Genomic DNA, 18,660 nt, shown 5'->3' on the forward strand with positions numbered 1-18,660 from the left:
ATCAGAATATCAGTTCAAGTTCCGCTGTAAAATGGTCGCTCTGCTTTTCCAATAGTAAATGGTGCCTTCCGGGATACAGAAGTTCAAGCCGCCTTTTCAGGTTTTCAATGCCAATCCCTCCCTTTTCAGCACGGGCATGATCCAGCTCGGGCAGATCGTTTTCAACTCTGAATGTAATGCCGTCGCTGCTGCTGGTCGCGGCGATGGTAATGCCATAATTCCCGCCGACATATTTAAAAGCATTTTCAACCAGCGGTAAAAATAACAGTGGGTAAACCTGTTGATCGCTCAAAGTCGGGTCGAATTCTGTTTTCAGTTTCATTTTCTTGCTTGTTCTGACTTTGTGCAATAGAATGTAATTTTGAAGATAAGCCAGTTCCTCCCTCATAGTAACCTTTTGCTGGCGGTCGTAAAGCTGATAGCGCAGCAACTCGGATAATAACTCAATGCTTTGCTTTGCGCCGGGCACATCGTCATCGATCTGAAAATAAATGGTATTCAGTGCATTGAACAAAAAATGAGGATGATATTGCGCCTTCAAAAATCTTAGCTCGGTCTGCAAATTTTCATTGGCCAACTTTTCTGAAAGCAACCGGTGCTGCACATACCCTTTCAGATAAGTCCGGCTGCGGATGATGCCATAATAGATTAAGGTATAAAGTAGTGGAATTGTGTTGATGGTGGCCATGTCATTCATTGATAATCCGTCGTCGGTAAGCGCCGTAAATGGCAGAAGGATCCCGTTTGCAACAATCACTGACATCGCTACCACCATCAAAAGCTCTTTGCCAAGCGATGCAGAATCCGCCTCACCTGCTACGCGATGCCTATCGGTATAGTCGCAAATCCTGCTCACCCCAAAGACGACAACGTATCCGGTAATGATACTTATTCCTAATTCAAGTGACGTAGTGAGTACCGGTCTTTGCCAAAAATGAAACGAGGATCCTATATCCTGCAAAAGCCTGATCGTGAAGTAATTGATAAGCCCGTAAATCCCAGGAAATACAATTTTGAACAATCTTTTCATTAGCTAAACCAGTATTCTTTCCACTACTTTAATGCTTTTGGGTTTGTCAGTTATTTCCACCTTGCCTATTAATTTTTCCATGGGTTTCATGCCAAACAGGAACCGCATAACCGGATAAGGCTTTATCAGCAAATGAAATATTCCCATTGTAAAAAACAAGGTGACGCCAACGGTATAAATGTATTTCATCAGCACCGTATCCTGATTATTACGGGTAATATAGTAAGCTAAAATGACGATTATGGTTTGGTGCAGGATATAAAAAGGGTATACTGCCTGATTCAGATAATTTAAAGCGGGGTGAAAGCGGTTCAGATATTGCTTTCCATAGCCCACCAATCCGAGTACCCAACTCCAGGCTATGACCGGGCTCAATGTCCGGAAAATAACGCGTCCCCACTCGGCCATAAACGCATTGTCCGTGTCAGGAAGCAGCCATAAATAATAAAGGGGAATAAGGCAAAGAAAACCAATGGTGATCGCGAAGCGACGGTTTCGCTGCAAACTGTTCATGAGGGACGGCTGTAAAATGCAAAAGAAACCGGCTAGCAGAAATAACAGCCAATAAACAAAAAAGCAGCCATCCTGAATGAGGTTATTGGTTTCGGGGAATTGCTCGCTTAACATTGTATACCAGACAATGGACGGAAGAGCCAGCACATAAACCCATTTGCCTTTACCCAATACATCCAGAGACATTCTGAACTTACGGCTTTTCTCAGACATCAGCCACATAAAAACGGGTGCAAAAACGATATCGTAAACAAACAGGTAAACAATGAACCAAAGGTGGTGCCAGCTGAAACTTCCCTTTGGATAAGGCTCGAACTGAAACACAGTTTTGTAAAAATCCCAATAATTCCCGCTAAATCCCTGTGTAATGCGCTCCAAGTAAATCTGAGGCGGCACAATGATGAACATCCCGACCAGCAATGGAATGAATAACCTCGTAAACCGCATTTTAATAAAACTCACTGCTGTGCGGCGCTGCATCATATAATAGCTGACCGTTCCCGAAATGAAGAACAGTAGCGGCATGCGCACCAAATGCATGAAATAATTAGACATTGCCATAAGCGGACTGGTTTGCGCATTGCGAACGTGCCACCATTCGTCTGATACGTAAGGCATTGCGGAGTGGAAAATGAGGACACCGGCAATGGAGATGATCCTTAACCAATCCAGGTAGCTTTGTCGTTTGGTAGTTTCCATATTTCTTTTTGTTTTTTCTTCAAAAGAATGCAATGCAGGCTTTCCGATGAGATTTCTTTGACCAATTGCAGGTTATTGGTGACATTCAGGCGGTTTTTGGTATATTCCATTTCGCAACCTTATCTCTATGAAACATCTGATACTCCTGGTGCTGATCAGCGCCACAATGCTTTCCTGCAACACCAAACCGAAATATGAAACCATCATCCGCAACGGAACGATCTACGATGGCAACGGTGAAAAGCCCTACACGGCCGATGTTGGGATCAATGCAGATACCATAGCTTTTATAGGCGACTTGAAAGATGCGAATGCCGCCAATGAAACCGATGCAAAGGGGAAAGCAGTAGCTCCGGGATTTGTCAATATGCTAAGCTGGGCTGTCGAATCCCTGATACAGGATGGGCGCAGTCAAAGCGATATCCGCCAGGGTGTGACGCTGGAAGTAATGGGCGAAGGCACTAGTGCAGGACCGTTTAATGCAAAGATGAAACGGGAGTGGCAGGCGGGGCAAGGGGACATTAAGTACAAAGTAGAATGGAATACGCTGGGGGAATATCTGACTTTCCTCGAAAAGAGAGGCGTCAGTTGTAATGTCGCCTCGTTCATCGGATCCGGGACTGTCCGAACCTATGTGGTGGGTGAAGATAACAGGAAGGCGACTCCGGCAGAACTGGATAGCATGCAATTACTGGTGAAACAGGCCATGGAAGAAGGCGCTCTGGGAGTCGGGTCTTCGCTCATTTACCCACCCGATTTTTTCGCAGATACGCATGAGTTGATCACGCTGTGCAAAGAAGCCGCAAAGCACGGCGGCATGTACATTTCGCATATGAGAAGCGAGGGAAACAAGCTGGATGAAGCCGTTGAAGAATTGATTACCATTTCCAAAGAGGCCAACATTCCGGCGGAGATATACCACATTAAAGCAGTGGGCAAAGGCAACTGGCATAAAATGGATGGCGTCATCAAACGCATAGAAAAAGCCAGGTCGGAAGGGTTGCGGATTACCGCAGACATGTACACTTACGAGGCTGGCGCGACGGGACTTACTGCCGCCTTTCCTCCTTCATTGCAAGATGGAGGCTTCGGGAAATTATGGCAGCGTTTGCAGGATCCAGCCATCCGTTCGCAAATGAAGACGGTCATGAAATCCAACCCCAAAGAATGGGAAAACCTGTATTATGGAGCCGGATCTCCTGAGAATGTGTTGCTGCTTGGCTTCAAACAGGATTCTCTCAAAAAGTTCACAGGCAAATCACTGGCGGCAGTGGCGAAAATAAGGGGTACTTCTCCTGAGGAAACCGCTATGGACCTGATCGTCCAGGATAGCACGCGGATCGATGTCGCCTACTTTTTTATGACGGAAAGTAATCTGAAAAAGGAGATCGCATTGCCTTGGGTCAGTTTTGGCTCGGACGCGGGAAGTTATAGCCCGGAAGGCGTGTTTCTCAAATCGCAGCCACATCCGAGGTCTTATGGAAACTTCGCCCGGGTGATCGGACATTATGTTCGGGATGAAAAGATACTACCGCTGGAAAAAGCCATTTATAAATTGGCAAAGCTACCTGCCACCAATTTAAAACTCAAAAAGCGCGGCGAATTGAAAGTGGGTAACTACGCCGATGTAGTTATTTTCGATCCCGAAAAAGTACAGGATCACGCCACTTACGACAAGCCGCAGCAATTTGCTTCGGGGGTCTCCGATGTGTTTGTCAATGGCGTGCAGGTTTTAAAAAATGGGGAACATACCAATGCCAGGCCGGGCAGGTTTGTGAAAGGGCCAGGATTTGCGGGAAATCAATAAGCTAAAAGATTTGCCCGGCAATGCGAAAAGTATTGGAATGCGCTTCCAGAATTGTCTTAAGCTGGGGCGAGTAACCGCCGCCCATGCTGCATTGCACCGGAATACAATGTTTCCATGCCATGCGGAATACGATTTCGTCGCGTAACCGGCAACCCTGCACCGTGCAGGACATACGACCAATTTTGTCCGTCTGCAGAATGTCCACACCAGCCTGATAGAAAATAAAATCCGGCTGAACTTTCTCAATTAGCATAGGCAGCGTCCCTTCCAACCTGCCAAGATATGTTTTATCGTCTGTCCTGTCCTCAAGCGGAATATCCAGGTCACTTTTTTCCTTTCTGAAAGGGTAATTATTCTTGCCATGCATCGAAAAGGTAAATACCCGCTGCTGATTGGCGAAGATATTGGCCGTTCCGTTTCCCTGATGAACGTCCAGGTCAATGACCAGTATCTGCTTTGCCTTCTTATGATCAAGAAGGTATTGAGCAGCAACGGCCTGGTCATTGATCATACAAAATCCCTCGCCGAAATCGCGCCCGGCATGGTGCGTACCACCGGCAATGTTGAAGGCGATTCCAGTGTCGAAGGCACTGAGCGCACCTTTTAATGTTCCGTTCGTGATCCGCAGTTCCCGCTCGGCGAGCAGCGGTGTCTGCTCAAAACCAATCCTCCTCATTTCCTGCTTACTGAGCTTTCCCTGCACAAAGCAGTCCGCATATGCCCGGTCGTGCACCGCATAAACCGCCTGCATATCAACAGGTTCCGGGTCAAAGAAATCGGATTCTTCCGCAATACCTTCCCGCAATAGCTGTAAAGGCAGCAACTCGTATTTGTCCATCGGAAAGCGATGGCCTTCCGGAACGGGATATTTATAAATGGAATTGAATGCGATTGGAAACATATCGTTACGAATCCGACCTTTCTTGGGCCTCCGAAGTGATTGGTGTAAAAAAGTTAACCAAATTACCGTCCGGATCCCTGAATGATAGCGAACGATTACCCCAAGGCATGGTTGTTGGCTTTTGAACGACGGCATCGCCGAGAAATTCGGCGAGTTTTAAATAGGTATCATCAACATTATCAACCCGAAATTCGATGATAGCGGAACGGTTATTTGCCGCACTGGCCACTTTATCTCCTCCGAATAGCGCCAGTGTGCGAATGCTTCCAATCGCTAATGTTGCCAATGAGGTACGTAATTCGGCGAAATCATCTGTATACTTCGTGACCGGCATACCGGAGATTTTTTCATAAAACGGCACGAGTCGGTTAATGTCAGCGGTAATGATCCGCACGGATGAAAAATTCATAATGGTATTTAGTTTGTTGGTAGGACAAAGTAAAACATCGCCTGTGACAACCCCATGTCAACAGCGTTTCATATCACTTATGTCCAGGTCAAAAACCGTACGATTCGGCGATCGTTCGTCCGCTTCCGAACACTATAAGGTTTGATCAAAAATTTTAAAGTTTTATGAAAAATATTTCTAACTATTTAAAAATAAGATAGTTATATCCAAGGTTATTATCGAAATGGCGTGTGATCCTTGATATGGCACAGCCTTTTTTAATATATAGTCAACCATGAAAATTAAAATAATCAATCTTTAAAATTAAATAGCCATGAAAATCACAATTAAAACTTTCGCATTTGCATTCGCATTTATCGCTTCAACCTTCGCTGCCAACGCCGAAGACAAAGAAACCAAAGCATCCAAATTTGGAACCGGTATCTATCCAACCAAAAACGGAAAAATCAACGTCCTGGTGAACAAAGCTGACGCTGAAAGCAACACCGTTCTTTTATTGAGAAATGAAAACGGAGACGTTGTATATCGTGAAACGGTCGGCAAAGACAACCAAAAATTCGGTCGTTCTTTGAACATGGACCAAATGGAAGCCGGCCAGTACAAATTGGATGTGATCAGCGGAGACGAAGTCCAAACCAAATCTTTCCAGGTTTCGGAACAACAAACTGAAAGAATTCTGACTGTTAAATAGTCACGCTTTAAAGGTTCAAGTAAAAAGCTTCCGGGTTACCCCGGAGGCTTTTTTTGTGGTCGATGTTGCCAAAATCGTTATAACTAACTATTTATCAGGCAGCTTAACATCGCGTACTTTGAACACCTAAGCGAAGGACGCAGGGCTTTTAAATCTTAACCAGAATATCATGAAATTTCGAAACCTGAATCTGATCGCGTATGTGATTCTATTATGCGCTTTTTGCCTGACCAATAGTTGTCAAGAAAAGGAAAAGGATTTTGATTGCGAGGTTCAGGAGAAAGAAATCGAAACGGCCACCAAAAATTTCTTTGCCAATCAAAATCCTTCGAATTGTCAGAAGGTGTTAGAGGCTTATGATCTGTACCTATCGAAGGACTGTGCGGATAAAAAATCCTATGAAAACTCGAGGGATTCTTTCAAACAAAATTTCTGCAAGTGAAATGGCGGGGATAAAAACTTATCCATACTTGAAATCTGTTTTTTCATAAGGGTCAATCATCGGCGGGCTTTTTGGTCCATTGAATGATTTTGGGTTTCACGTTTTGGTCGGCACATTCCACAATTTCCATAATGCGTTTTTGTCGCGTCTCGGGCCGTTTGGCCTGAACAAGCCATTGCAAAAGATTTCGTTTGTCGGTCTTGCTTAAACTTAAAAAGTAGTTTTTTGCATTAGTTTTTTTTCCAAGCTCCTCCTCCATATCCGCAGGAATTATGAGCGCTTCGGCATCATCCAGGATCGACCATGAGCCATTTTGTTTGGCGGTTTCAATGCTATCAAAACCGGCTTTTGTCATCAATCCTTCGTCAATGAGGCGCTGGACTTTCTCTTTGTTGATTCGTGACCAGACGCTATTTGCTTTTCGTCTGGTAAAAAACTGCATGTACCGTTCTTCATCCAAAGGCTTCGCCAAACTATCTATCCATCCGAAACAAAGCGCTTGGTCGACAGCTTCGCTCCATGTCAGCCTCTCATTGTTTGGCTTTTTCTTATAGTAAATCAGCCAGACCGATTTTTCCTTATCATGATGTTTCTGCAACCAATCTCTCCATTGTTGATGGTTCACCGGACAAAAAGTATATAGCTCTTTTTCAGTCATGATCTTCTGCTGGCTTTCACCAAAAGTAGCAACTATTTTTATAGCGAAAAATCATGAAGAATCGGCGACTGCCTGCGAAAATTCCAACCCGGGAAATCCGAACAGTAGCGATCCTGCGAACTGATCATTAACTTTATTTCTTACTCAACCGCCTAACCTGCCATGATTCGGGTGACCAAAGATTTGCCGTAAAAGCCCCCGTTGTCTTACACCGGGTCAAAAACTAGCTTTTATCAGCCACAAGCATTCCCACAGCATCTGCAATCTTAAGTTCCGAGAAAGACAATGGGGAAAATGGCAAGAAGCAGGCCTGAGAAGAAAGATTCATAAAACCGTTTTGCGGAACAGCGATAAAAGTAGATGTGTTTTAATATATTTATAAATCCACATAAAAGATTTCTGCAAGATCTTAAGTCTTCCAAATAATCAACCAAAAAATTACAATGAAATTTTTCGCAAGGCTCCTCTGCACATTATTAATTATCAGCCTGTTTTCGGGCCAGGTTTTTTCCCAATCTGATCTTCCGAAGGACTATCTAACAAAGGAATTTCGAGCAGGGCGGCGGGAGGCTTTGAGAAAATTAATGCCCGATAGTTCTGCTACCGTGCTTTTTGCATATCCGTTGGAGGTTTTCTCCAAAGACATAAACTATGCTTACCACCCGAATCCCGATCTGCTTTACTTTTCCGGATACAAAGAGACCAGCGGTGTTTTGGTGATATTTAAAAATATGCAGCACGACGCCGACGGCGATTTCAATGAGCTCTTTTTTGTACAGTCGAGAAACCCGGCGCAGGAACAATGGACAGGAAGGCGTCTCGGTATTGAAGGGGTAAAAACGCAATTGGGCTTCAAAAGGGTTTACAATAGCGATGAATTTGCCAAGTTTCCGGTTGACCTTAAAAAATTCAAGCTTTTTCACGACGTCATTCCTCGTAACACAGGTAATATGAACGATTTATACCGGGCATTTACCGAAAAATCCGGCGTAACGCCCGTAGACGAAGGGTTACTGAAAGACCTGGTATTTACCAACGCAATGGCCACCCCTCAGAACGTCGCCGCTGCTGCTAAGCGATTCATAGAACCAAAACTTACGTTGGAAGCATACAAAAACAACTCACTGATCCAGAATCTGTACCGCCAACCCGATTCTTTGGGTCTGATGGCATTCAGGGCTGGCTATCAGGCGCAATATGGCGGAATTGCCAGCTTTAATAGATTTACAAACGATTTACGGGGCATTAAGACATCAGAGGAACTTGAACTTTTGCGTAAGTCAATCAAGCTATCGAGCATTGCACACGCGGAGGTAATGCGGGCTATAAAACCCAATATGTCTGAATCGGAGCTGGAAGGTGTGTTTTTATATGTTCATAAAAAATACGGGGCCGAGGATGAAGGTTACCCGCCGATTGTGGGCGCAGGTGCAAATGGCTGTATTCTGCATTACATCGAAAATGAGGTGACGACGGTCAACAATCAGCTGGTATTAATGGATGTAGGCGCAGAATATCACGGTTATTCCGCTGACGTTACCCGTACCATACCTGCTAACGGAAAATTTACAGATGAGCAAAAGGCGATTTATCAGCTCGTGTTTGACGCCCAGGAAGAAGTTTTCAAGCTTTGTAAAGCTGGGGTGCCATTTGCCGATTTGAACAAAAAAGCCCAATCGGTATTGGCTGCCGGACTGATCAAACTCGGGATTATCAAAACGGCAGACGAGGTGAATACCTACTATCCCCATGGCTGCTCACATCATTTGGGTCTGGATGTGCATGATAAAGGTTCCTATAAAACATTGATGGAAAATATGGTAATCACTGTCGAACCAGGTCTATACATTCCCGAAGGCAGTCCTTGCGATAAAAAATGGTGGAATATCGCTGTCAGGATTGAGGACGACGTCGTGATCGGAAAAGACAAAGGCACAATCCTGTCCCTGGACGCTCCCCGGAAGTGGGACGAAGTTGAGAAAATGACCCGTGAAAAAAGCTTTTTGGATGCGGTGAATTTGCCGCTGCTGGATAAGTAATAAAATTTGTTGGAAATTTCTGTTTCGTTTATTTCGTTTGTACATTTGGGAAACTTACTCAAGATGGAAACGGTATTAGAAAGGCCAACAAAACGGGAACAAAAAATGGCAAGCGAAACGGTTGCAAACTTTACTTCGGCCATATCCAGGCGAAAGTCGGATAATGTCAATATTAGAATTCATGAGAGCGAAGAGTCGTTTATAATTCCCAGAAAAGCCCTTGAATTTCTTTCTTATATCTTGTCAATCATGGCCGAGGGAAAGGCCATTTCACTGATACCGTCTGAGTCTGAGTTGAGTACACAGCAGGCAGCCGACATGCTCAATGTATCCAGGCCGCATATCGTGAAGTTGCTCGAACAGGGAGTCATCCCTTTTAAAAAAGCGGGCAGTCATCGAAGGATTTTACTCGAAGACTTGATGAAATATGCCGGGTTGCAAAAAGAGACAAGAAAGAAAAATCTAAAATTCCTTTCAGAGCAGGCCCAGGAATTAAATCTTGGTTACGAATGATTCATTCCGCAAGGTTTGTAGCAATCCTTGACGCATGCATTCTGTATCCGGCACCAGTACGTGATTTGCTTATGCACCTTGCCGATGTGGGTTTATACACGCCTAAATGGACTGACAAAATCCATGAAGAATGGACGCGTAATTTGTTGCAGAACCGACCTGACATTGCATCGAAACAGTTGCAAAGAACCATTGCGGCGATGCAAAATACCTTTCCCGATGCAAATGTGTCCAATTACGAATCGCTCATCGAATCATTTAAGCTGCCTGATCCGAACGACGCTCACGTACTTGCCGCAGCGATTCGCTGTAAAGCAGACGTGATTGTGACTGCCAACATGAAGGACTTTCCAAATAAATATCTACAACAGTTTGATATCGAGGCTCAACATCCAGATTTCTTTATATCGAATCTGATTGAACTAAATCCGGAATGTGCATTGACTGCCTTCAACAATCAAATAGGAAATTTGCGAAATCCACCCATGACCGCACACACGGTGCTTGATAAGTTAAGGAAGGCAGGACTACAAAATACTTCTGAAAGTCTGGATCAATTGTGGTATTGCGAATAAAGCACTACTTACAACCGTAACAGCGACTTCCACCAGAAATGCCCAAAGCTAGCAAATTAGTCCTCCTAATCATCAAATCCGGATCGAAGTCCGGGATTTGATCAAATCTTTCAATTCCCTCGAAGAGTTGCACAGGCCCATTACTTTGCCTTCTTTGTCGATGACCAGATGCGTCGGGAATTGATTAATCTTAAGCGTGTCCATCACATAATCATTTTTATTGCCGATCACATGGTAGTCGAAGCGTTTCTTGGTCAGGAATTTATTTAATGCCTTTTCCGGATCCAGGGCAATGCCCAGGAAAACGACATCATCGCGGTCTTTGTTTTTAGCCACCATTTCATTCAATTCCGGCATTTCTTCCACACAAGGCACACAGCCGATAAACCAGAATTTCATCACCACATACTTGCCAAGCGTATTTTTCGGATTGTAAACCTTACCGTTTAAATCTGTAAAATTCAGCCCGTCAAGCGGCTTTCCCCTCTTTTTGTAAAAATTGTAATCGGTAAACGCCTGGCTTCGCAATTGATTTTTAATGTTGTCTTCAACATTGGGTTTGAGTTTTTCCAACTTGTATTGAATTACCGTATCCCGCGCCATGTATTTGAGGACTACATATTCTCCCGTTTTGTACCTGGCCATGAAACTATCTGCCGGCATTGGTTTCGAATCGGTATTGAATGTCTCGAAGTCCTTATAAAATTTGACGTGATTGGAATAATACGACCAAAAGTGGGCAAAATCGGACATGGCCATCTCCGTTCCGGCAACCGGTGTTCCGAGTTTGTCTTTGTCCTCGGAGCAGCCCGCAACCCATATAATACTCAGCAGAAAGATTGTTATCGGCAGTTTTGAAATCCTTTCCATAGTTTCTTAAATCAAAGTAAATTTAGAATAATATATAATAAAATTATATATATAATAAATCTACTTATCAATACTTAATTATTTCTTCTGTCAGGAATCCAGTCCACAGTTTTTCAAACCAGCACCTCATTTCTCATTGCCGCAGGCCCTTTTCCAAATCTAGTTTTAAATGCGCGGCTGAAGTGGGAAGCGCTTTCAAAGCCACTTTCAAATGCGGCTTCGCCAACCGTTTTATGCTGGTTACTTAGTAAATGTAATGCGTATTGCAGCCTTTTTTCAAGCAGCCACTTGCCTGGTGTGCAGTTAAAAATCTTTTCAAAATCCCTTTTAAATGCAGACAGGCTGCGGTTACTTAACTCAGCGTAAACGTCGAGTTTTAAATTATAACAAAAATTATCCTCCATGACCCGTTGCAGCAGGATAGCCTGCGGACGATGAAGTAACGTGCAGAAATACGACAGAAGATCCTTGTTGACCGCATTATCTGCAATATTCAGCACCAGCTCTTTGAATTTCAATTCCAGCAATGATGGGTCCGGATCTTCCATCCCGGCAAAATAAGCTGACATCGACAGAAAGAAACCCTGTAGCATTTCACTGGATTCGAGAAGCATGACGGGCTCGTGTTGCTGCTCGTATTTCTGGAGCGGCTTAGTCCGGGAGTACAAAGTATCGCAAATGAATTGGTCAGGAATAAAAAACAACATCACACAAAATCCGGTATCCATCAATTGTTCCAGGATAAAACCGCCCTTTCTCACAAACACGCAGCTATCTTTCTGAATATGGTAACTGCCCCTTGCGGTATGCCAGGTCTTTTCGCCGTCGATCACATAAAAGAGGTAATTGTATTGCGTCCACAGATCAGCAAACCGGGTTTTCATCAGCCGGGCCTCCATCGGGCAATTGAATGCGGTAATAAGTGATTGTCCGCAGTTGAACTGCCGGTAATAATTTGGATGCTGCAGTACACGTTCAAAGAAGTTAACCATTTGTCGCACAGACTGTTTAAGTAATAAACATTGAGTAAGATAAGATTTGAATCAGATTACAGCCGTTTAATAGCTGGACTTTGCAGGCAGAAAATTGAACGTTGAAGTCATCAGCATCAATCTGAGGATCGGTAATATTGTGCCTTGAAAATAGTGCATATTTTTCTTAATTTTTATTACACAAAACACAAAACATGATGAATGCAAACAAAGCACTGTGGGAAAAAGGCGATTTCACCGTACTCGCGGACACTATGAGGGAAAGCGGCTCAGCACTTGTTGCACAGCTAGGCGTTACCCACGGCCTTAAAGTTTTAGATCTAGGTTGCGGCGATGGTACCACTGCCCTACCAGAAGCACAGTTAGGGGCGGATGTACTTGGTGTAGACATTGCAAGAAACCTGGTTGCAGCTGGAAACGTCCGTGCAAAAGCAGCGGGACTTACCAACCTGACGTTCCAGGAAGGCGACGGAACGGATTTGAGCGAACTCGCGGATGATACGTTGGATCTGGTTGTCAGCATCTTTGGCGTTATGTTCGCACCGAGGCCATTTGATGTAGCGAAAGAAATGGTCAGGGTTACCCGTCCGGGCGGCCGGATTGTGATGGGAAACTGGATACCCGGCGACCCAACGCTGGTTGCGCAAATATTAAAGATCAGCTCGGCATACACGCCTGCGCCACCGGAAGGCTTCATCAGCCCGATGTTGTGGGGTGTTGAGGAGCAGGTCATTGAGCGGTTTGGTGCAGCTGGGGTGTCAAAAGAGAACATTTCGTTCATTAAAGACACCTTCACTTTCAATGCCTCCTACCCCACGGCCATACTGGTAAGTAATTTCAAAAACTTCTATGGCCCCACGATGAATGCTTTCGAAGCGGCAGAGAAAAACGGAAAAGCGGCTGATTTGCAGCGCGAACTGGAAGCATTGTTCGCCAGCCAAAACACTTCTGGGAACGAAGCTACGACATCTATCCCAGCTAAGTTTCTGAGGGTTACCGTTCAATGCTGAGGTAATTGTTTTCATTTATTAGCCAATCAAAAAAGGTCCTGCAAACTACTGGTTTGCAGGACCTTTCTCTAAGGACTTAAACTAACGCTAATATCTACTACTTAACTTATAATATCCTTTACAACCTTCCCTGACACATCCGTAAGCCTGAACCTTCGTCCTAAGTGCTTATAAACGAGCTTTTCGTGGTCAAGCCCGAGCTGGTGAAGCACAGTAGCCTGGAAATCATGGACGTGCACTGGGTTTTCAACAACATTGTAGCCGAACTCATCCGTTTGCCCATACGCAATGCCCGGCTTAATGCCGCCTCCTGCCATCCAGATGCTGAAACAGCGAGGATGATGGTCGCGGCCATAATTATCCTTGGTAAGTTGCCCCTGGCTGAAATTGGTCCGGCCAAACTCACCGCCCCAGATTACCAGCGTTTCATCCAATAACCCTCTTTGTTTCAAATCGGTAACCAATGCTGCTGAGGCCTGATCAACGTCTTTGGCCTGTCCGGTAATATCACCAGGAAGGTTGGCATGCTGGTCCCAGCCCTGGTGGTATAACTGCACAAAACGCACGCCATTTTCTGACAGCTTGCGGGCGAGAAGGCAATTTGCGGCAAACGTGCCTGGAATAAGGCATTCAGTACCATATAACTTAATGATATCATCAGGTTCCTGCGAAATGTCCAGCGTTTCCGGAACAGCGGTTTGCATCCGGTAGGCCATTTCATATTGCTTTACTTTTGCGATGATTTCCGGATCACCCAGTTCGTCATAGGCCAGTTCATTCAAAACCGACAATTTGTCCAGCATTTTGCGGCGATCCAGTTTGTTCATGCCCTCGGGGTCGCGGAGGTACAATACAGGATCATCGCCTTTCCCAAACTGAACGCCCTGATGAATGGAATCCAGAAATCCATTGGACCACAATTTGGAATAAACACCCTGGCTATTACCCTTGCCTCTTGATATGAGCACGGTAAATGCGGGAAGATTTTTATTCTCGCTCCCCAGCCCATAACTAAGCCAGGCGCCCATACTCGGGCGGTTACCCTGCTGCGCACCCGTTTGAAAAAATGTAATCGCAGGGTCATGATTGATCGCCTCCGTGTGCATGGAACGTACAATGCAGATATCACCCACAATTTTTGCGGTATGCGGGAACAGGTCGCTGATCCAAGCGCGCGACTCCCCATATTGTTTGAAATCCACAAAAGATCCAACCAGGGGCAGCGCTGCCTGATTGGCCGTAAAACCCGTAAGCCTTTGCCCGCCGCGAACGGAAGCCGGAAGGTCCTGCCCCATCATTTCCCTCAATTTGGGTTTGTAATCAAAGGATTCCAGCTGAGACGGTGCCCCGTTTTGGAACAGGTAAATAACCCGTTTCGCTTTCGGTGCAAAGCTTGGAATACCTGGACTGAAAATAGGACCATCGTCTGCATTGTTCTGCGTGAAAAGGTCAGGGATCAGCAGGGAGCCCAATCCGATACTTCCCAATCCAAGACTAAGTTTCGACAAAAACCGCCGCCTGTTGAAGTTGAGAGAATGTTCCCGGATCTCGTTTTCCATAATCGTTAAGTTTTCGTGATCGCCTCTTCAAGGTTGTAAATCGTAGAAATGACGCGCATCATGGCTACCAGTAGCTTTTTGTCTGCTTTATTTGATTGCGGATATTCTCCCACTGAAAGAAGTCTTTCCGCTTGCTTAATATTCATTGATTTCGCTTCGCCAGCATAATATTCAGTAAGGACAGCGATCTCTTTGTCAGTAGGCGTGCGACAGATGATCATCCTGAATGCTTTTGTAATTTTCGCTTTCGTCTCCGATTTTTCACTCAATAACCTGTCTGCCAGAACCCGTGAAGCTTCCAATACAGTTGGATCGTTCATCATCACCAGTGCCTGCAATGGGGTATTGGTTTTTTGTCTGCTGATCTCGCACAAGTCGCGGTTACTTGCGTCGAATATTCCCATGGACGGAGGAGGGACGGTGCGTTTCACGAAAGTATACATGCCGCGACGGTACAAACTAGCGCCATGATCCTGCCTGTATACAGATAGCATCACGTCACCGCCCGCAGTGGCACTTTCCCACAGGCCTTCTGGCTGGTAAGGTTTCACACTTGGCCCGCCAATGGTCTTCACCAGCAACCCGCTACTGGACAGCACCAGGTCCTTGATAAACTCTGCCTGAATGCGGTATCTCGGAGATCTTGCAAGATAAATGTTCTCAGGATCGGCATCCCTTTTTTCAGGAGTTACTACCACCGACTGCCTGTAAGTTGCCGACATAACGACCTGTTTCACAAGCCTTTTCATATCCCAATTGTGTTCCATGAAATCCACGGCCAGCCAGTCGAGCAAGGCCGGATGGGTGGGCAATTCTCCCTGCATCCCAAAATCTCCGGATGTTTTTACGATTCCGCGTCCAAAGAACTCCTGCCACATTCGGTTAACAAACACCCTTGCAGTCAATGGGTTACGTTTGTCAAAGAGCCACTGTGCCAGGCCGAGCCGGTTTTTAGGGTATTTTGGATCAAAAGGAAGTATTGATTTGGGAGTTCCGGGTTGTACTTGATCGCCATATGCATTAAAAACACCTCTTTTCAGCACATAAGTCTTTCTGGTCGTGTCCAAATCACCCATGACCGAGACGATTAACCGACTGGTATCCGGCTTATTGACAAATTTCAGTATCGATTTGACATCCTCATTGCTGATCTCCATCATGGGTTTCTTCGCAAAGGACTCGGGTTTACCGACCGATGGGTCAATGGCGGTATATGTTGCCCTCATTTCATTCACATTATTGAAAAAGGAGAACATCTGATAATACTCCTTTTGAGAAAACGGGTCGTACTTGTGATCGTGGCAATGCGCACATTCCATAGTTACGCCGAGCAATGCCTTCCCAAATGTGTCGCTGCGATCCGTGACATAGGTAATTCGATACTCTTCCTCATCCACAGCGCCTTCTTCTGTGATTTTGTGGTTACGGTTGAAGCCCGTTGCCAGCAATTGTTCTTTATTGGCATTCGGAATCAAATCCCCCGCCAGCTGCCAGGTAATGAAGTCCTTGTAAGATATATTTTTGTTTAAAGCATGGATCACCCAATCGCGCCAGGGCCATTGCGACCGGTAATTATCCATCTGGTAACCGTAAGAATCAGAATAACGGGCCACATCCAGCCAAGGCAAAGCCATTCGCTCTCCATACTCCGGACTTGCCAGCAACTTATCGACGACCTTTTCATAAGCATTGGCATTTTGATTGGCGACGAAACCGTCCATCATGGCCAAAGTTGGCGGTAAGCCGGTCAGATCGAGGCTTAATCTTTTGAGCAGCCGCTCCTGATCAGCTTCCTCGTTGGGAGATAATCCTTTTTGTTCCTGCCGGGCCAGGATGAAAAGATCGATCTCATTTTTACTCCAACCTTCTTTTTTGACAGCGGGTAACGCTGGTTTTTTCGGCACCGTAAATGCCCAATGCTTTTCATACTTCGCGCCTTGTTTGATCCAGGCTTTTAGCAAATCAATCTCATATGCCGACAGCCTTAGATTCGAAGACTTAGGCGGCATTTGCATGCTTGTATCGGTGGTCGATATCCTGAGATACATCTGCGACAATTCCGGTTTTCCCGGGACAATTGCATGTGCGGAGGGATTTTCCTTTAATGCCCGATAAGCCTCCTCGGCAATGTCGAGCCGCAAACCTGCCTCCCTTTTGTTGGCATCAGGGCCGTGACATGCCAGGCATTTGTCGGAGAGAATCGGCCTTACATCGAAATTGTAGCTGATCTCATTCGGAATACGCTCGGGTAAATTGTCTTTTGAAGACCCTGTGCATGATTCCAGGAAAATTATAGCGTACAGTACTGCAAGAAAAGACCCAAGATATTTCACACGCATCACATACACTTTATTGCTTTCACTTTCACGATTCTGATCCCGCATAGACAATTCGAATTAATTAATATCCTGGATTTTGATCCAGTGCCCCGATTAAGATTTCCCGGTTGGGAATTGGATAAATCAACTTATCAGGTGTAACATTATAACTGGTAGCTGGAATATAGGATTCTCCTTTATGGGCTTGCTTAATATACTCCCCATTTTTCGTCATTACATCTATGGCTTTCCCGGTCCTGACAAGATCCAGCCATCTTTTATTTTCAAATGCAAGTTCAACCCTACGCTCATGCAGGATAATATCCCGTAAAGCAGCCTGAGTAGAAGAAGTGACAGCCGCAAGTCCGGCCCTGGTGCGAACTGGGTTCAGATATACTAACGCATCAGCTGTCTTATTTTGCTCATTCAATGCTTCTGCAAGGGAAAGCAAGGCATCTGAATATCTGTAAATGGGGAAATTGTCGTCGGTATTCTGTTCCAGGGCGTGCGGGTGCAGATACTTTTTAATGTAAGGATAAGCACGTTTGCCAGCAGCCATCTTGTATCCTACCGGACTCTTAATGGCGTCAATTACCATATCACCGATTACGCCCGTACCCTCCGCAATGGCAATAGAAGCCTCCAATCGTTTATCACCCGGCTCATAAGTCCCGATCATTTCAAAGGTGGGGACATTCCATCCGCCGCCCTGACGATTTTGGGAAGCGATGCCGGTAATGATCTTTACATCAGAAGATAATGGTAAAAACGGGTACACAAAATCACTGGCCTGCAATTGATTGCCCTGTTGATATTGAATTTCAAAAATGGATTCCTTGCTATTTTTGTTCGCTAAGCTAAAAGCCGCAGCATAATCAGGAAGCAATGCATATCCCATCTGGGTGACACTTTTTAATTCTGTTTCCGCCGCTGCAAAGTTTTTTTGCACTAAATAAACATCTGCCAGCAGCATCCTTGCTGCACCCTGTGTCGCGCGGCCGTTTTGAGGAAATGCGGGTACAGGCAATTTACTTATCGCATCTTTCAAATCTTCAATGATTACGTTATAAACCTCGGCAACAGATGACCGTGGCACATACGCGTCACCGGCACCCTGGACAGCTTTCAGATAAAGCGGCACACCACCGAAATACCTTACCAGGTCAAAGTAAAATAGCGCACGTAAAAATTTGGCCTGACCGGTAAATCTGTTGACAGCGTCAGGGCTCAGGCCGGCAGCAACGATATAATCCAGAATGTTATTTGCTCTTGCAATACCGACGTAAAGGCTATTGTATTTGCTGGCAACCAGTCCGCTTACATTTTTATCCAGGAAGAAATCTGCATCTTCCCTCTCAATATATTGTCCGCCCCTATTGGTGTTATTGAACTCAATATGGGTATTATCGGAACGCATCTCACCCATTGACCAGTCCGAAATGGAGCTTTTGGCATTTCTTGTAGCCGCGTATGCGCCGACCAATGCCTGCTCAAATTGCGCCTCAGTTTTATAAAAATTGCCTGAAGTGACAGAGCTTTCGGGCACACGGTTCAAAAATTCCTCCGAACACGCCGTCAGGAACAATGTGGTTAACGCAAGTATATATATTGACTTTTTCATGATTGAGATCTTT

The 18,660-nt window shown here is 45.2% G+C and carries 18 protein-coding genes; 7 read left to right on the forward strand and 11 right to left on the reverse strand.

Translation table 11 applies throughout. The features are described from left to right. Nucleotide 1: 1 nt before the first annotated feature. From FHS68_RS17710 to FHS68_RS17720, 3 genes are read right to left on the reverse strand one after another with little or no spacing between them, the layout of a single operon-like run. Nucleotides 2–1,030: a sensor histidine kinase gene (locus FHS68_RS17710; RefSeq protein WP_167272646.1), complete on the reverse strand. Its 1,029-nt coding sequence runs from the start codon at nucleotides 1,028–1,030 to the stop codon at nucleotides 2–4. 3 nt (nucleotides 1,031–1,033) lie between these two features. After that, complete coding sequence (locus FHS68_RS17715) at nucleotides 1,034–2,242, reverse strand: acyltransferase family protein (RefSeq protein WP_167272649.1); 1,209 nt, start codon at nucleotides 2,240–2,242, stop codon at nucleotides 1,034–1,036. Next, complete coding sequence (locus FHS68_RS17720; RefSeq protein WP_167272651.1) at nucleotides 2,203–2,352, reverse strand: hypothetical protein; 150 nt, start codon at nucleotides 2,350–2,352, stop codon at nucleotides 2,203–2,205. The genes FHS68_RS17715 and FHS68_RS17720 overlap by 40 nt, the downstream gene beginning before the upstream one ends. Before the next feature lie 17 nt (nucleotides 2,353–2,369). Here FHS68_RS17720 and FHS68_RS17725 point away from each other — a divergent pair, with 17 nt between their 5' ends. Beyond that, nucleotides 2,370–4,049, forward strand: coding sequence for an N-acyl-D-amino-acid deacylase family protein (locus FHS68_RS17725; RefSeq protein ID WP_167272654.1), 1,680 nt, complete (start codon nucleotides 2,370–2,372; stop codon nucleotides 4,047–4,049). A gap of 1 nt (nucleotide 4,050) precedes the next feature. Here the strand turns inward: FHS68_RS17725 and FHS68_RS17730 are convergent, their stop codons facing one another. Beyond that, nucleotides 4,051–4,950, reverse strand: coding sequence for a histone deacetylase family protein (locus tag FHS68_RS17730; RefSeq protein WP_167272657.1), 900 nt, complete (start codon nucleotides 4,948–4,950; stop codon nucleotides 4,051–4,053). A gap of 4 nt (nucleotides 4,951–4,954) precedes the next feature. After that, nucleotides 4,955–5,359 carry a VOC family protein gene (locus FHS68_RS17735; RefSeq protein WP_167272660.1) on the reverse strand — a complete coding sequence of 135 codons (405 nt, stop codon included), beginning with the start codon at nucleotides 5,357–5,359 and terminating at the stop codon, nucleotides 4,955–4,957. A gap of 313 nt (nucleotides 5,360–5,672) precedes the next feature. Here FHS68_RS17735 and FHS68_RS17740 point away from each other — a divergent pair, with 313 nt between their 5' ends. Then, complete coding sequence (locus FHS68_RS17740) at nucleotides 5,673–6,050, forward strand: hypothetical protein (RefSeq protein WP_167272663.1); 378 nt, start codon at nucleotides 5,673–5,675, stop codon at nucleotides 6,048–6,050. 169 nt (nucleotides 6,051–6,219) lie between these two features. Beyond that, entirely contained in the window at nucleotides 6,220–6,492 is a 273-nt protein-coding gene (locus tag FHS68_RS17745; protein ID WP_167272665.1) for a hypothetical protein, read from the forward strand. Between the two features lie 52 nt (nucleotides 6,493–6,544). Here FHS68_RS17745 and FHS68_RS17750 read toward each other — a convergent pair whose 3' ends face one another. Next, complete coding sequence (locus tag FHS68_RS17750) at nucleotides 6,545–7,150, reverse strand: YdeI/OmpD-associated family protein (RefSeq protein WP_167272667.1); 606 nt, start codon at nucleotides 7,148–7,150, stop codon at nucleotides 6,545–6,547. Nucleotides 7,151–7,593: 443 nt separating this feature from the next. On the opposite strand from FHS68_RS17750, the gene FHS68_RS17755 reads away from it, so the two are divergent. The 3 genes from FHS68_RS17755 (at nucleotide 7,594) to FHS68_RS17765 (ending at nucleotide 10,277) form a co-directional block, all read left to right on the forward strand. Then, a complete protein-coding gene (locus FHS68_RS17755) occupies nucleotides 7,594–9,189 on the forward strand; it encodes an aminopeptidase P family protein (protein ID WP_167272678.1) in 1,596 nt (531 codons plus the stop codon). A gap of 63 nt (nucleotides 9,190–9,252) precedes the next feature. Next, entirely contained in the window at nucleotides 9,253–9,702 is a 450-nt protein-coding gene (locus FHS68_RS17760) for an excisionase family DNA-binding protein (protein WP_208408340.1), read from the forward strand. Next, nucleotides 9,699–10,277: a PIN domain-containing protein gene (locus FHS68_RS17765; RefSeq protein WP_167272681.1), complete on the forward strand. Its 579-nt coding sequence runs from the start codon at nucleotides 9,699–9,701 to the stop codon at nucleotides 10,275–10,277. Before FHS68_RS17760 ends, FHS68_RS17765 begins: the two co-directional genes overlap by 4 nt. Nucleotides 10,278–10,349: 72 nt before the next feature. On the opposite strand, the gene FHS68_RS17770 is transcribed toward FHS68_RS17765, so the two are convergent. After that, nucleotides 10,350–11,147, reverse strand: a complete 798-nt coding sequence (locus FHS68_RS17770) for a TlpA family protein disulfide reductase (protein ID WP_167272683.1) — start codon at nucleotides 11,145–11,147, stop codon at nucleotides 10,350–10,352. Between the two features lie 113 nt (nucleotides 11,148–11,260). Next, on the reverse strand, nucleotides 11,261–12,139 hold the full coding sequence (locus FHS68_RS17775) for a helix-turn-helix domain-containing protein (protein ID WP_167272686.1): 879 nt from the start codon (nucleotides 12,137–12,139) through the stop codon (nucleotides 11,261–11,263). 194 nt (nucleotides 12,140–12,333) lie between these two features. Here FHS68_RS17775 and FHS68_RS17780 point away from each other — a divergent pair, with 194 nt between their 5' ends. Continuing rightward, entirely contained in the window at nucleotides 12,334–13,149 is an 816-nt protein-coding gene (locus FHS68_RS17780) for a class I SAM-dependent methyltransferase (RefSeq protein WP_229211948.1), read from the forward strand. Between the two features lie 101 nt (nucleotides 13,150–13,250). Here FHS68_RS17780 and FHS68_RS17785 read toward each other — a convergent pair whose 3' ends face one another. The 3 genes from FHS68_RS17785 to FHS68_RS17795 all read right to left on the reverse strand — a co-directional run bounded on the left by FHS68_RS17785 (nucleotide 13,251) and on the right by FHS68_RS17795 (nucleotide 18,647). Continuing rightward, a complete protein-coding gene (locus FHS68_RS17785; protein ID WP_167272688.1) occupies nucleotides 13,251–14,708 on the reverse strand; it encodes a DUF1501 domain-containing protein in 1,458 nt (485 codons plus the stop codon). A 5-nt stretch (nucleotides 14,709–14,713) separates the two neighbouring features. Then, nucleotides 14,714–17,047 (reverse strand): PSD1 and planctomycete cytochrome C domain-containing protein, encoded by a 2,334-nt coding sequence (locus FHS68_RS17790; RefSeq protein WP_167273402.1) that lies wholly within the window; start codon nucleotides 17,045–17,047, stop codon nucleotides 14,714–14,716. 61 nt (nucleotides 17,048–17,108) lie between these two features. Next, a complete protein-coding gene (locus FHS68_RS17795) occupies nucleotides 17,109–18,647 on the reverse strand; it encodes a RagB/SusD family nutrient uptake outer membrane protein (protein WP_167272691.1) in 1,539 nt (512 codons plus the stop codon). Nucleotides 18,648–18,660 lie beyond the last annotated feature (13 nt).

Source organism: Dyadobacter arcticus (assembly GCF_011762185.1).
In the GTDB taxonomy this organism is placed as follows: domain Bacteria; phylum Bacteroidota; class Bacteroidia; order Cytophagales; family Spirosomataceae; genus Dyadobacter; species Dyadobacter arcticus.